8 protein-coding genes and 8 pseudogenes are annotated in these 13,977 nt (G+C 58.6%); 15 read left to right on the top strand and 1 reads right to left on the bottom strand.

What is annotated here, in order from left to right; all coding sequences use genetic code 11:
- Window positions 1-172: 172 nt before the first annotated feature.
- Window positions 173-472, bottom strand: coding sequence for a hypothetical protein (locus JCM13995_RS05765; RefSeq protein WP_054663453.1), 300 nt, complete (start codon window positions 470-472; stop codon window positions 173-175).
- 105 nt (window positions 473-577) lie between these two features.
- Here JCM13995_RS05765 and JCM13995_RS05760 point away from each other — a divergent pair, with 105 nt between their 5' ends.
- The 15 genes and pseudogenes from JCM13995_RS05760 to JCM13995_RS15780 form a co-directional block, all read left to right on the top strand.
- Entirely contained in the window at window positions 578-799 is a 222-nt protein-coding gene (locus tag JCM13995_RS05760; protein ID WP_054663445.1) for a patatin-like phospholipase family protein, read from the top strand.
- 1 nt (window position 800) lies between these two features.
- Entirely contained in the window at window positions 801-1,250 is a 450-nt protein-coding gene (locus JCM13995_RS05755; RefSeq protein WP_369385631.1) for a patatin-like phospholipase family protein, read from the top strand.
- A gap of 83 nt (window positions 1,251-1,333) precedes the next feature.
- On the top strand, window positions 1,334-1,942 hold the full coding sequence (gene gmk / locus JCM13995_RS05750) for a guanylate kinase (protein ID WP_054663439.1): 609 nt from the start codon (window positions 1,334-1,336) through the stop codon (window positions 1,940-1,942).
- A 154-nt stretch (window positions 1,943-2,096) separates the two neighbouring features.
- Window positions 2,097-2,344, top strand: a pseudogene (rpoZ, locus tag JCM13995_RS05745) (DNA-directed RNA polymerase subunit omega).
- A gap of 383 nt (window positions 2,345-2,727) precedes the next feature.
- Window positions 2,728-3,909, top strand: coding sequence for a bifunctional phosphopantothenoylcysteine decarboxylase/phosphopantothenate--cysteine ligase CoaBC (gene coaBC, locus JCM13995_RS05740; RefSeq protein ID WP_054663436.1), 1,182 nt, complete (start codon window positions 2,728-2,730; stop codon window positions 3,907-3,909).
- A pseudogene (gene priA / locus JCM13995_RS05735) lies at window positions 3,906-6,325 on the top strand (primosomal protein N'). Before coaBC ends, priA begins: the two are co-directional and overlap by 4 nt.
- A 9-nt stretch (window positions 6,326-6,334) precedes the next feature.
- Window positions 6,335-7,282: pseudogene (fmt, locus tag JCM13995_RS05730) on the top strand (methionyl-tRNA formyltransferase).
- Window positions 7,269-8,605, top strand: a pseudogene (gene rsmB, locus JCM13995_RS05725) (16S rRNA (cytosine(967)-C(5))-methyltransferase RsmB). Before fmt ends, rsmB begins: the two co-directional pseudogenes overlap by 14 nt.
- 9 nt (window positions 8,606-8,614) lie before the next feature.
- Window positions 8,615-9,357, top strand: a pseudogene (locus tag JCM13995_RS05720) (Stp1/IreP family PP2C-type Ser/Thr phosphatase).
- A pseudogene (gene pknB, locus JCM13995_RS17600) lies at window positions 9,354-11,379 on the top strand (Stk1 family PASTA domain-containing Ser/Thr kinase). Before JCM13995_RS05720 ends, pknB begins: the two co-directional pseudogenes overlap by 4 nt.
- 17 nt (window positions 11,380-11,396) lie before the next feature.
- Window positions 11,397-12,278 (top strand): annotated as a pseudogene (rsgA, locus tag JCM13995_RS05710) (ribosome small subunit-dependent GTPase A).
- Between the two features lie 16 nt (window positions 12,279-12,294).
- A pseudogene (gene rpe, locus JCM13995_RS05705) lies at window positions 12,295-12,947 on the top strand (ribulose-phosphate 3-epimerase).
- On the top strand, window positions 12,944-13,102 hold the full coding sequence (locus JCM13995_RS15785) for a hypothetical protein (RefSeq protein WP_225350740.1): 159 nt from the start codon (window positions 12,944-12,946) through the stop codon (window positions 13,100-13,102). The pseudogene rpe and the gene JCM13995_RS15785 overlap by 4 nt, the downstream one beginning before the upstream one ends.
- Window positions 13,048-13,608, top strand: a complete 561-nt coding sequence (locus JCM13995_RS05700; RefSeq protein WP_225350739.1) for a thiamine diphosphokinase — start codon at window positions 13,048-13,050, stop codon at window positions 13,606-13,608. Before JCM13995_RS15785 ends, JCM13995_RS05700 begins: the two co-directional genes overlap by 55 nt.
- 179 nt (window positions 13,609-13,787) lie before the next feature.
- A partial coding sequence (locus JCM13995_RS15780) for a hypothetical protein (protein WP_054663433.1) occupies window positions 13,788-13,977 on the top strand: 190 nt, incomplete at its 3' end.

The raw sequence follows: 13,977 nt of genomic DNA, 5'->3' as shown, positions 1-13,977 counted from the left end.
GCCGAAATCGGATCACAAACAGGCTTAGACAAAATTAGCCTAGTCGCGTTCCACAAAGCAACGCCCAGACACACAAACGTCCCTGCATCGCGATTCGAAGTGCGAATCGTGATGCAGGGACGCCTGCGTTTTGGGCTAAAACCGCTTTGTGTCTCAGCCTTGCGCATTAACTTCAGGCTCGCTGTAAATAAGAGACCTGCGTGAGATTAACGACACGGTACACGTTACTGCGGTATGCTTGAAGGAGATACCGATCACCGCTGAGCCGGCGGGTGAGATGGCCGACCACGGCCTCGTCTTCGCCCTTGAAGTTTAGCGCGACGCGATAGTGCCGGGTGAACGCCTGGGCCGCAAACTGGTTGACCTGCTTGCCCGGCATGACCACTGCCGGTTCGGTGAGGGCAAAAAACTCACGCGTAGATTTGATTAGCTGATGTGAAACAGACTGCAGTGCACTCGTTTTGTTTTCCATAATGGCGCCTCCGAACACTCGTTCTATTTAGTAACTTCATTATGCAAACAATTGTTCGATTTGTCAATCACTTCGACAAAATATTTTTCGAAAGGGGAAATGTTGATGACACTTGGATTGGTTCTGGGCGGCGGTGGCGCGCGCGGCGCGTTTCAGGCCGGGGCGCTGGCCGCGCTGGCGACAAGTCAACTGCAACCAGACTTCGTGCTTGGCACCTCGATTGGGGCGATCAACGCACTGGGCACGACGAAGTTGCCGGCGGCGGAGCTTGTGCAATGGTGGTTGACAAAAGTGCCGAGAAACATGTTTTTTTCGCCGCAACGGTGAGGTGCCATACGCGAGTTTGCTCCGTGATTTAGTGGCTCGGCCCACCATTCATGCGTGGCCTGTGTTGATTTTGACGGCTGCGCTGCCAACCATGCGCCAGCACGTTGTCACGTTGACGGGCAAGCCAGAAGAGGTGCAGCTGCAGTGGTTACTGGCCAGTTCGGCGATCCCACGTGTCTACCCGAAGGTGACCATTGCCGCGACTCACTATGTCGATGGGGGCATGGTCAATGATTTGCCGGTCGACGTGGCGCGAGATTTAGGTGCGACCCAGATCATCAGCATCGGTGCCGGCGGGCTGGGCCCAAAGCCCGAAATGACGGCCCGGTTGCACCTGGACGTGCCCAAGTGGGCGCCCAACATCTTGGACTTTCGGCAAAAGCCCCGTCCGCGCTTGCTGCAGGCCGGTTGGCAGATGGCGGAAAAAAATGATGAAAACCCCGGAATTTAAGGCTTTGCTCCCCAACCGGACTTGATATTTGACGGGGCAAAATGCATAATGTTTTTAACACTAATGACGAAAGAGGTTAAATCATGCATGAACGGGGAATGCTGATCGTTTTGTCGGGACCAAGTGGGGTCGGCAAGGGGACGGTCCGGCAGGCCATGCTCGCTGATGACTTTCGCGATTTTCAGTACTCGGTCTCGATGACGACGAGAAAACCGCGGCCAGGCGAACAAGACGGGGTCGATTATTATTTTCGGACTAAAGAACAATTCGAGGCCGAAATCGCGGCCGGGCAGATGCTCGAGTACGCGAAATACGTCGACAATTATTACGGCACTCCGTTGAAGTATGTGAATAAGACGCTCGATAGCGGCCGCGATGTGCTACTGGAGATTGAGGTCAACGGCGCCATGCAGGTGCGGGAAAAGTGCCCGGATGGCGTGTTTATTTTTCTGACGCCGCCGGATCTGATGGAGCTCAAGCACCGGCTGATCGGCCGCGGCACGGATTCTGAAGACGTGATCAACAAGCGCGTCAAGCAGGCCGCGCAAGAGATCAAGATGATGGAAAACTACGATTACGCGGTCGTCAACGACGAAGTGCCCAAGGCGTGCAAGCGCATCGAGCGGATCATCGAAAGCGAGCACCTGCGCGTCCCGCGCGTTATCGATAAGTACCGGAATATGGTAAACTAGACCAGAGTGCCGAGCTAGCTGCTCGGGCGTTGGCCAGTGGAACAAGCTTATGACCAGTTGTGCAGCCAGCCCCACTGAGCCTGGCGGCGCACGTGTACGGGCGAGAACGCCCGCACCATAGGCTTGCCCTGACATGATTAAGGAGAAGATTAACATGATTATTTACCCATCAATTGATACCCTGCTGGACCGGATCCCGTCTCGTTATTCTCTGGCAGTGCTTGCGGCAAAGCGCGCACATGAGCTGGAACAAGGTGGCATCAAAATGTTGCCTGAGTACAAGTCGTTGAAAAAAAAGTCGGCCAGGCGCTTGAAGAAATCGCGGCCGGTGATGTGATCATCGATCCGGACTCGAAGCTGAAGGAACGCGACGCGGAAAAGTTGGACCACAAAGAAGACTAAACAGGCAGTGGGTGAACGTAATCGCGTTTGCCTTTTTCTTTGCTGTGGCCAGCATTCCCACTGCAGAATTTTCCTCCCCATTTTTCGGCAAGGGGCCTATAATTAGGCTTATGGTTTGAACGCTGCCGCTCTTTCGAAAGGATTGTCGAGTGTTTTGCGGTTTGTGTGAGCTTAAAGGTATGTATAAAACTGTGAATGTAGAAGTCCGAGCAACCAAAACCTCACTTCGTGTCAGGGGGCATGGGGGGCAGTCATGTCAGCGCAAGCGTTAGCATGGCTGTTTTTTTGTGGCCTGCAGCCATGTCTGGTGCCCATACCAGCCAGGTCAAAACTTCTCGGTGGTGAATGTTTGCTATAATGAAGGACGAAACGGAGGGTGACACATGGCAAAGAAAATCGGGGTATTCGTGACAGGTGGGATCGCCGCTTACAAGACGCCGAACCTGGTTCGCCTTCTGATCAAGGCAGGGTTCGAAGTGCGGGTGGCGATGACGCCTGCCGCGGCAAATTTTGTGACAGTGCAGAGCCTGGCCACGGTCAGCAAACACGCCGTTTTAACGGATGCCGCGGAGTTCGCTGTGCCTGAACACGTCGCGCACGTTGAGCTGGCCCGCTGGATGGACCTGGCCATAGTGGTGCCGGCAACGGCGAACACCTTGGCCAAAATGGCGATGGGGCTGGCCGACAATGTGGTCACCACCACACTGTTGGCGTTTGCTGGGCTGAAGCTGGTCGCCCCGGCGATGAACGATAAAATGTGGGCCAATCCGCAGACCCAGGCGAACCTGGCGCATTTGCAGCAGCAAGGCGTCCAGGTACTGCCGCCTGCCACTGGCTTTCTCGCAGAAGGATACAGCGGCAAGGGCCGCCTGCCCGACGAGGCGGAAATCGTCTTGTTTGCGCAGCTGGCAACCACGGATCAATATTTGGCCCACACCCGGGTAGTGGTGACGGCAGGCGGCACGCGTGAGCGCCTGGATCCAGTCCGTTATTTGACCAACGATTCTTCGGGGAAGATGGGCACGGCACTGGCCAACGCGGCGGCTGCAGCAGGTGCCGAAGTGACCTTGGTGACGGCGGCGCACCAGGTCACGCTGCCGGGCGTCACCGTGGTGCCCGTGACGACTGCCAAGGACATGAACACTGCGGTCCAAGCGCGGTTTGCGGAGACAGACATTGTGATCATGGCGGCGGCCGTGGCAGATTTTCGGCCAAGCGAAACGGCGAATCATAAGCTGAAGAAAACCGGCGACCAGGGGCTGGCGCTCAACTTAGTGCAAAACCCTGACATCTTAGCAACGCTGGGCACGCAAAGAACGCATCAGTTCGTGGCGGGGTTTGCGGCTGAAACGGACAAGTTGCTGGTCAATGCTGAAGCCAAGCTGGCGCGCAAGCACGTTGATATGCTGATTGCCAACCAGGTCGGCAAGGGCCAGGGCTTCAATCAGGACGACAACGCGGTGACCCTCCTGCAGCCGGGACAACCGCCGGTCAGCCTGCCGCGGGCGGCTAAACTTGTGCTTGCGCAGCAGATCTTACGTTACATTCAGGAGGCGCGTGCATGAAGGTAGCCAAAGTTATTGTTGACGTGCCGACCATGCAAACGGACCGGCCATTTGATTACGCCATTCCGCAGGCGCTTGAGGAGCGCATCCAGCCGGGGATGCGCGTGTGGGTCCAGTTTGGTCAGGGCAAGCGTGAAGTTTCGGGCATGGTCGTCGCCCTGGCGGATCACGCCGACTTTGATGGTGAGCTCAAGCCGATTCTTGCTGCACTCGATTACGCGCCGGTGATGAATCAGGAGACGCTGGCCTTGTCTCACTGGCTGGCGCAAACCACGTACGCGTTTTGGATCACATGTATTCAAACCATGCTGCCGGCGATGCTGAAAGTTGATACCATCAAAAGCGTGTCACTGAGCGCCAACCCCACGGCGGAGGCGCAGGCGCTGCTGGCCGGTCAGGACCGCCTGGTGCTGGACAGCCACACCGAGGCGAGCGTGTCGGCACAAGTGATGCGGCTGATCGACCAGGGAGCCTTGACGCTGCACTATGCGCGTAAGGACCGGGCCAAGGTCAAAACGGAACAGTATATCGTTCCGCTGAAAACTGCGTCTGAGTACGCCGCCTTGCGCCAAAGCGTCCGCGCCAATGCGACCAAGCAGCTCCAAGTGATCACGGCGCTGCGCACATGGGTCAACGGCGGCACAGAGCCGGCCTTGACCGCAGCCGTCAACAATGGCGACGTTGACCGCGCGGCGGTTCACGCGGCCGCCAAGAAGGGCTGGCTGCGTTTGGACGCGCGTGAAGTCTACCGTGCGCCTTACGATGATCTCGATCACGGCGAGCGGACTCAGCCGCTGACGCTCACACCTGACCAAGCCAAAGTGGTCAAGACGGTGGACGCTGCGGTCACCAGCAAGCAGCCCACCACTTTTCTGCTTGAAGGGGTCACCGGTTCGGGCAAAACTGAGGTGTACCTTCAAGTCATCGCTCAGGCGCTCAAGGAAGGCCGCAACGCGATGATGCTGGTGCCTGAAATCGCGCTGACACCGCAAATGGTCCACCGCGTCAAGGGCCGCTTTGGCCGCGAAGTGGCGGTCATGCACTCGGGTCTTTCCGAAGGCGAGAAGTTTGATGAGTGGCGGCGCATTCAGCGCGGCGAGGCGCAGGTCGTCGTGGGCGCACGGTCGGCCGCGTTTGCGCCGTTGACCAACATCGGTGTGTTCATCATTGACGAGGAGCACGAAACCTCCTACAAACAGGATGATGCGCCGCGCTACCATGCCCGCGACGTGATCTTACACCGCGCCGCAACGTTTGGGGCGCCAGTGGTGCTGGGGTCGGCCACGCCAAGCTTGGAATCGCGTGCTCGCGCCGAAAAAGGCGTGTATACTTTGCTGAGGCTGCCAAGCCGGATCAATCGTCAGCCGCTGCCGCAAGTGCACATTGTGGACATGCGTGAGGCGTACAAGCAGGGGGGCAAGGACGATTTTTCCAAGGCTTTGCTTGATGCCTTGCAGCTGCGACTTGATCGCCACGAGCAAAGCGTGCTGCTGCTCAACAAACGGGGCTTTTCCAGCTTTGTGATGTGCCGCGAATGTGGCTACCGGGTGCAGTGTCCCAACTGCGACATCAGCCTGACGCTGCACATGGACACGCACACGCTGCGCTGCCACTACTGCGGCCACGAGGAACCGATCCCGACCGTCTGCCCGAGCTGCGGGTCGCGCAAGATCCGTTACTACGGCACGGGTACCGAAAAGGTCGAGGCCAGTCTGAATCAGCTCTTGCCGGCCGCGCGGGTGCTGCGCATGGACGTTGACACCACGCGCCGCAAGGGTGGCCACGAAAAAAAATCCTTGCGGCGTTTGGCGCACACGAGGCCGACATTCTGCTCGGCACCCAGATGATCGCCAAGGGGCTGGACTTTCCTGACGTCACGCTGGTTGGCGTCATCAACGCCGACACCGGCCTGGGCATGCCGGATTTTCGCGCCAGCGAGCGCACGTTCGACTTGCTGACGCAGGTCTCCGGCCGGGCCGGTCGGGCCGACAAGCCGGGGGAGGTGTTCGTTCAAACCTTCAACCCCGACCATTACGCGATTCAGTACGCACAGGCGCAAAACTACGAGGGCTTCTTCCGTCAAGAGATGGCGATCCGCCACCGCGGCGATTACCCGCCGTACTACTTCACCACCAAGGTGACGGTCAGCCACCAGCAGGAGGAGGCCGCGGCCAAGCTGATCTACCAACTTGCCAAGCAGCTGACCGACACGCTGTCCGCGTCCGCGGTCCTGCTGGGGCCGACGCCGGGGCCAATCGCCCGGCTCAAGAACCGTTACATTTACCAACTGGTGATCAAGTATAAACAAGAGCCGCAGCTCGACCAGACGCTAACCAAGATTTTGGACGAAACTCAGGTCGGGACGCGCAACGGCTATTTTGTCGGCATCGACAAAGAGCCGCTGACATTCATTTAAGGAGACTATATGACTAGTGTAATTTTTATGGGCACGCCGCAGTTTGCCGTGCCGATCTTAGAAGCCGTCGCCAAGGACTATGATGTTCTGGCCGTCGTCACCCAGCCGGATCGTCCCGTGGGCCGCAAGCAGAAGCTGACCCAGTCGCCGGTGAAGCAAGCCGCCGTCAAGTTGGGCGTGAAAGTCCTGCAGCCGAAAAAGCTTGGGGGCAGTCCCGAGCTGGCCGAAGCAATCGCGCTTGCGCCGGATCTGATCATCACTGCGGCATACGGCCAGTTCTTGCCGACCAAGTTCCTGAACGCGGCCAAGATCACGGCCGTCAACGTCCATGGCTCACTGCTGCCCAAGTATCGCGGTGGCGCGCCGATTCAGTACAGCATCATCAACGGCGACAAAGAAACCGGCGTCACGCTGATCCAGATGGTCAAGAAAATGGATGCCGGGGGCATGTGGGCGCAAACGGCCATTCCGCTGACGCGCGCGGACGACACTGGCACCGTGTTTGATAAGCTCAGCCTGGTCGGCCGGGACCTGTTGATGAAAAAAAACTGCCGGCCATCATTGCCGGTGAACAGCCGATTCCGCAAGACGAAGCGCAAGTCACGTTCTCGCCGACCATCAGCAAGGACCAGGAGCACCTGGATATCACTTTAACCGCGGATCAGCTCGACAACTGGGTGCGCGCACTGCGGCCTGAAATCGGCGGCTGGGTGACGCTGATGGGCGAGCGCGTGAAGCTGTGGGCGATCACGCCGCTGGCTTCGACCACTGACGCCCAGCCCGGCATCGTGGTCGAACGCAGCAAAAAAACGCCTAGTCGTGGCGGCCGGTGCGGGGACGACGTTTGCCATCAATCAGCTGCAGCCGGCGGGCAAGGGCAAGCAACCCATCGCCGCGTTTTTAAACGGGGCTGGCCGCAGCATTCAAGAAGGAGACCAAATCATTGCCGAAAACTGATCCGCGTACCGTCGCCGTTAACATTCTGACCCGCGTCACCACCAAGGCAGTTACGCCAATCTGGCGCTGGACGCGCAGCTGAAGAAAAGTGACCTCAGCGAGCGCGATGCGGCGCTCACGACCAACATTGTCTACGGGGTCATCCAGCATGGGATCACGCTGGATTACTACCTCAAGCCCTTCGTGCGCGATCGCAAGCTCGACCCGTGGGTCCACGTCCTGCTCCAAACCGCTGTTTACCAGCTCGTCTATCTGGACCGGATCCCGGCGCGCGCCATTTTCAACGAGTCGACCAAGATCGCTAAGAAAATGGGCAATCTCGGCATCGGTCAGTACGTCACGGCGATTTTGCGGCACTTACAACGCAGCGAGGTCCCGGACCTGACCAAAATCGAGCCGGTCGCTAAGCGCCTGTCGATCACGTACAGCGTGCCGGAGTGGCTGACGGCCAAGCTGATCTGCCAGCTGGGGGCGGAGAAAACCGAGTCGATTTTTAAGACGATCGATCAGCCGGCCGGCGCATCGCTGCGTGTCAACACCACGAAGGCGACCCCGGCAGCAGTTGCCGAAGCCCTGGAACCCGAGTTTCCGAGTATTCGCGAAAGCGCGCTGACGCCGGTTGGCCTCGTAGCCGACGGCGGGCACCTGGCTGGCACTGCTGAGTTTGCGGACGGGCTGTACACGATTCAGGACGAAAGCTCCATGCTTGTGGCGCCGAGTCTCGACGTGCAGCCGAGCAGCCGCGTGCTGGACGCCTGCGCGGCCCCAGGCGGCAAAACCACGCACATCGCGCAGTACCTAGATCCCGCCCAGGGCGGTGAGGTCGTGGCGCTCGATCTGCATCCCCATAAGGTGCGCCTGATCGAGCAAAACGCCAAGCGCCTGGGCCTTGAAGACCGCGTGCACGCAACGCAGATGGACGCACGCGAAGCCGGTGCCCATTTTGCGGCGGCAAGCTTTGACCGCATCTTGGTCGATGCGCCATGCTCAGGGCTAGGCCTGCTGCGGCGCAAACCGGAGATTCGCTACAGCAAGCACCCTGAGGACCTGGTGAACCTACCCAAGATCCAGTTGGCGCTGCTGAGCGCGGTTGCACCTTTACTAAAAGTGAATGGACGCTTGACCTACAGTACGTGTACCATGGTGACAGAGGAAAACCAGGGCGTGGTCGAAAGCTTTTTGGCCGCGCACCCGGAGTACGTGCAGGTGCCGGTCAAAGTTGACCGGCCGCTTGACCGGGCGCACAACGCGCCGGCCCTGCAACTTTTTCCCGACGATTACGGCACGGACGGCTTTTTCATTGCCAGCTTCGTGCGAAAGTAGGACGATCTTATGGAATACACCTATCGGACAGACATCGGCCGGAAGCGGCCAAATAATCAGGACTACGTGGGGCTGTTTGCGAACACTGCCGGCGTAACGCTGGCGATTGTTGCCGACGGCATGGGCGCCACCAAGGCGGCGATGTCGCCTCGGAAATGGCCGTCTCTCACCTAGGTCACGCCTTTGAAGCCACGCAGAACACTGATGTGGAAAAAATTGTGCGGTGGCTCATTTTTGAGCTGCAGCAGGAAAACTCGGTGATCCTGGAAAAGGCGCAGCACTTTGCCGATCTCACGGGGATGGGCACGACGCTGGTCGCCGTCATCATCTCAGGCTCGCGCTTTGTGGTCGCCAACATTGGCGATTCACGGGCTTATTTGTATCGCCACGACCGCCTCATTCAGATCACCGAGGATCACTCGCTGGTCAATGAATTGGTGCGCCGCGGCGAGCTGACGCGCGAGGAAGCCGAAAAATTTCCTCAGCGCAACGTCATCACGCGCAGCCTTGGCGTGTTCGAAGACGTCGATGCCGATGTGACGATCTACGACATGGAGTACGACGATTATCTGCTGCTGTGCTCCGATGGGCTGACGAAACAGGTCAAAGACGCCGCAATCGCCAAGGTGATCGGCGGCAGCCAGCCGCTCGGGGCAAAAGCCCAGCAGCTGATCGACATGGCCAACGCAGCCGGTGGGCCCGATAACATCTCCGCTTTGATCATTCATCAGGATTGGAGGGAGCAGCCGTGATCGAACCTGGCTACATTTTGAACGAGCGTTACAAGCTGCTCAAAACTCTGGGCGAAGGGGGCATGGCCAATGTTTACCTGGCGCATGACCTGATTTTGGACCGCGACGTGGCCGTCAAGGTGCTGCGCCTCGACCTGCAAAATGATCCCGACACCAAGCGCCGCTTCCAGCGCGAGGCGATGGCGACCACCGAGCTGGTCCACCCGAACATTGTGTCGATTTACGATGTCGGCGAAAGCAACGACCAGCAGTACTTGGTCATGGAATACGTCCGCGGCTCTGACCTGAAAAAGTACATCGTCGAGCATTTTCCCATTCCGTACCAGCGCGTGATCGACATCATGGAACAGATCCTCGCCGGCATTCAGGTGGCGCATGATCACAACATCATTCACCGCGATCTGAAGCCGCAAAACATCATGATCGACCAGGACGGCAACGCAAAAATCACTGATTTTGGTATTGCCGTGGCGCTGTCGGACAACTCGATGACTCAAACCAACTCGCTCCTGGGCTCCGTGCATTACCTGAGCCCGGAGCAGGCCCGCGGCAGCATGCCGACCAAGCAAAGCGACATCTACGCGCTGGGGATCATCTTATTCGAGATGCTGACCGGCACCGTGCCGTTTGAAGGCGACTCGGCGGTGTCCATCGCCCTTAAGCACTTCCAAGAGGACATGCCGAGTGTTCGCGAGTTTGACCCGCGCATTCCCCAAGCCTTGGAGAACGTGGTGCTGAAAGCCACCGCCAAGGACCCGGCCAATCGTTACACCTCGCTGACGCCATGGCGGCCGACCTGAAGACCTCGCTGTCCCCGGCGCGCGCCCATGAGGAAAAGTTTGTGCCGGACGCAACCGACCTTGACGAGACCAAGGTCATGCCGATGGTCGGCTCGACTGCAGCCGAGCAGCAGGTGCAGGCGGCCACGACGGCGCCGACCACGCGGGAAACCGCATCGCCTGATGACAGCAGCCAGAAACGGCCCAAGCAGGCGGGCAAGCACGGCTGGCGGAAGTACTGGCCGTTTGTGCTGGCCGGGGTCATTGTGGCGGCAATCATCTTGTTTGTCGTCCTGTCCCTGACCGGTGGCAGCAAAGAGGCCACCGTGCCCATGCTCAGTGGGATGAGTCGCACCCAGGCTGAAAGTGCCCTTGAAGCGGCCAACCTGGAGCTGGGCAAGGAGACCAAGCGTGCCTCCAGCAAGGTCGCCAAGAACCGGGTCATTGAATCCGACCCGGACGCCGGCAGCACGGTCAAAGCCGGCAGTAGCGTGGACATTGTGGTCAGTTCCGGCGATAAAAAGTATCAACTTGAGGATTACGTCGGGGATGAGTACGCGACCATTAAAGCGCGGCTGGAGAAGGCCGGCTTCACGGTCAAGCGTAAGCGCCGGACCAGTGTCGATATCCCTGCAGGGGAAATCATGGCGCAGAGTTTGGATGCTGGCACCAGTGTGGTCCCAAGCGGACAAACGATCACCTTCACGGTTTCCAGTGGTTCCGCGACGTTCGCCATGCCCGACTTTTCTGGGCAAACTGAAGATCAGGTCAGTGCATGGGCCAGCACTCATGGCATGGTGCTGAAAATCGACACGGCCTACAACGACAGTGTGGCTTCCGGTCAGCTGATCAGTCAGGATCCTCAGGCAGGCAGCGACCTGCACCGTGGGGACACGCTCAATGTGACCTTCTCGAAGGGCAAAGACCCGGCCAGTGCGTCCAGTTCGAGCAGCGCGTCGAGTGACACCACTAAGACGGCGACCCGGACAGTGGCGCTGGAGTACGTGCCATCGGCACTAGCACCTCGGACAGTGACTCATCAAGCAGTGACACTGCCAATAAGATCACCATTTACTTGCAGGACAGCACGCACAGCCTAGGGTCGGTTTACAAGACCATGACCATCACTGCCAACCAAAGCATCACGCTGAACTTCACGCTGAAGAACGGCCAAACGGGCGCGTACCGGATCGAAAATAACGGCAGCGTCGTGCAATCGGAGGATAATATCAGTGGCGACTAACGAAAAAAACCGGGCGCATTATCCGGCAGGTGAGCGGCTTTTACGACATCGCCGTTGACGGCACCGTGTACCGCACTCGCGGTCGCGGCAACCTGCGTAACCAAAAAATTTCCCCGCTGGTCGGAGATTTTGCCGAATTTGCGCCAGGGGTCGGCACCGATGACGAAGCTACTTGCTGCGGTTAAAGCCGCGGCTGAACGCGTTGGTGCGCCCGCCGGTGGCGAATATCGATCAGGCGATCCTAGTCGTGGCCGCCGCTCAGCCGGATTTTTCGTTGAACCTGCTGGACCGTTTTCTCGTGTACCTAGAAGGCAAACAGATCCATGCCGAGATTTACCTGACAAAAACCGATCTGGTGGCCCCAGCGCGGCTGGAAGAAATTCAGGCAGCGCTGGCGGGCTATGAACAGATCGGGTACGCGACGTTTGCGAGTGTGCCGCCGTTTGAAGCCGCGACACTGGCGGCGGTGCGCGCCTCATTCAAGGATAAGCTGACCATTTTTACTGGCCAAACCGGAGCTGGCAAGTCGACGCTGATCAACCACCTTGTGCCAGGCTCAAGCTGGCCACGGGGGAGATCTCCCAGGCACTGAATCGGGGCAAGCACACGACCCGTACCACCGAGCTGTTTATTGCGGACGGTGGGCTGGTCGCCGACACGCCAGGCTTTTCCTCACTTGGCCTGCTGGATGTCACCCTCGATGAGTTGCGCGACCGGTTCCCAGAGTTTGTGCAACTGGCTGATCAGTGCAAGTTTCGGTCTTGCCAGCACGCCAAGGAGCCGGGCTGCGCGGTGAAGACGGCAGTTGCGGCGGGCACCATCATGCAAAGCCGCTACGATGACTACATGCAGTTTCGGGCTGAACTTGAGGCAAACGGCCCATCTACCAGAAGAATTAGAAAGGGAGTTTTGGCGATGAAAATTGCACCCTCTATTTTGAGTGCAGACTTTGCCAACCTGGCGCGGGATATCCGCACCGTACAGGAAGGCGGCGCCGACATGATCCACATCGACGTGATGGACGGGCATTTCGTGCCGAATTTGACGTTTGGGCCGGGGATGGTTGCGGCCATTCGACCAGTGACCTCGCTGCCGCTCGATGTGCACATGATGGTCGATAATCCGGAGGCCTGGATCCCGGCGTTTGCTAAGGCCGGTGCCGATACGCTCCTGGTCCACGTCGAAGCCACATCGCACATTTACCGGGCCATGCAGCTGATCCACGACCACGGGGTCAAGGCCGGCGTGGTCGTTAACCCCGGCACCAGTTTGAGCGCAGTCGAAGAAGTGCTGCCGATTGTTGACCAGGTGCTGATCATGACGGTTAATCCCGGCTTTGGTGGCCAGGCCTTTTTGCCCGCAATGGCGGACAAGGTGGCGCGGCTGGCTAAGCTGCGGACTGAACGCAACTTAGCTTTCACCATCGAGGTCGACGGCGGAATCAGTGACCAGACCATCAGTGCCGTTGCCAAGCCGGCGCGGATATTTTTGTCGCAGGGTCGTTCGTCTTTTCTGAAGGCGAGTCGCCGGCCAAGCAGATCAGCAAGCTGCGGGCGGCCGGCAAATGACGCTGATGAATCTGATGGTCGGCGGGCCGGTGGGCTTGCTGCCGCACGACTGGCAAAAGTTAGCCGGCACTTGGGTCGGCGTTGACCGTGGGACCTGCACTTGCTTCAGGCCGGCATCACGCCGCAGTTTGCCGTTGGGGATTTTGATTCGCTGACGGCGTCTGAATTTGGCCAGGTCAAACGTCGCGTGGCTGAGCTGCACACTGCTAAACCCGAGAAGGATGAGACGGATACGGAAATGGCCGTGCGTCTGGCGTTTAAGGCTGGTGCCGCTCGGGTGCGGCTGATTGGCGCCACGGGGGGCCGGCTGGACCATTTTCTTTCCAACTTGTTTCTGCCGACCGAGCTCCGGTTTCAAAACTGGACGGAGCAGATTGAAATGCTTGATGCACAGAATTGGGTCCAGTTCTACCGCGGCGGCACGCATGAGCTGCCCGCCCAGCCGGATTACCCGTACCTGGGCATTGTGCCGCTGACGGGGATCGAACGGCTGAACATTGCCGGCGCCAAGTATCCGCTCAAGGACTGGTCGAGCATGACACCGTTTTCCTGGGCGTCCAACGAATTTCTGGGCCAACAACCCGTGACGATCAGTTGGCAGTCCGGCATCGTGGCGGTAGTATACAGCCGTGATCGAAACGGGCAGCAGACCGACAACTAAAAATATGAATCATGTTTAATTGCCCACCTGAGGAATGCTCAGGTGGGCTTTTGATGTACAGTCAGGGATTGGTTGAGGCTGATCAACCACTATATGGATAAAAGCGGCAACAAATGGTTCACCTATTTAATTAAATGGTATGATAATTGTGTATTTGAATCTTGGAGGAGGCAATTGTGATGGAAAAGAACAGGATGGTAGGGCTTGCTGGGGCTGCTTTGCTTGCTGGGGCCGTTGGTCTTGCAGCACCGGCGCAAGGGGTCTCAGTGGATGCTGCCACAACGGCGAAGACGCAACAACCGCAACCTGCACCGAAAAGCTTGACACCAGCGGATGCGCAAGCCGCGGTGAAAACAGCGCCTCAATTTT

The sequence above is a fragment of the Lacticaseibacillus camelliae DSM 22697 = JCM 13995 genome (genome assembly GCF_001311195.1).
GTDB classification, from domain to species: Bacteria; Bacillota; Bacilli; order Lactobacillales; family Lactobacillaceae; genus Lacticaseibacillus; species Lacticaseibacillus camelliae.
The sequence above is the reverse complement of the archived record's forward strand: the minus strand, read 5'-3'. Positions and strand labels throughout refer to the sequence as shown.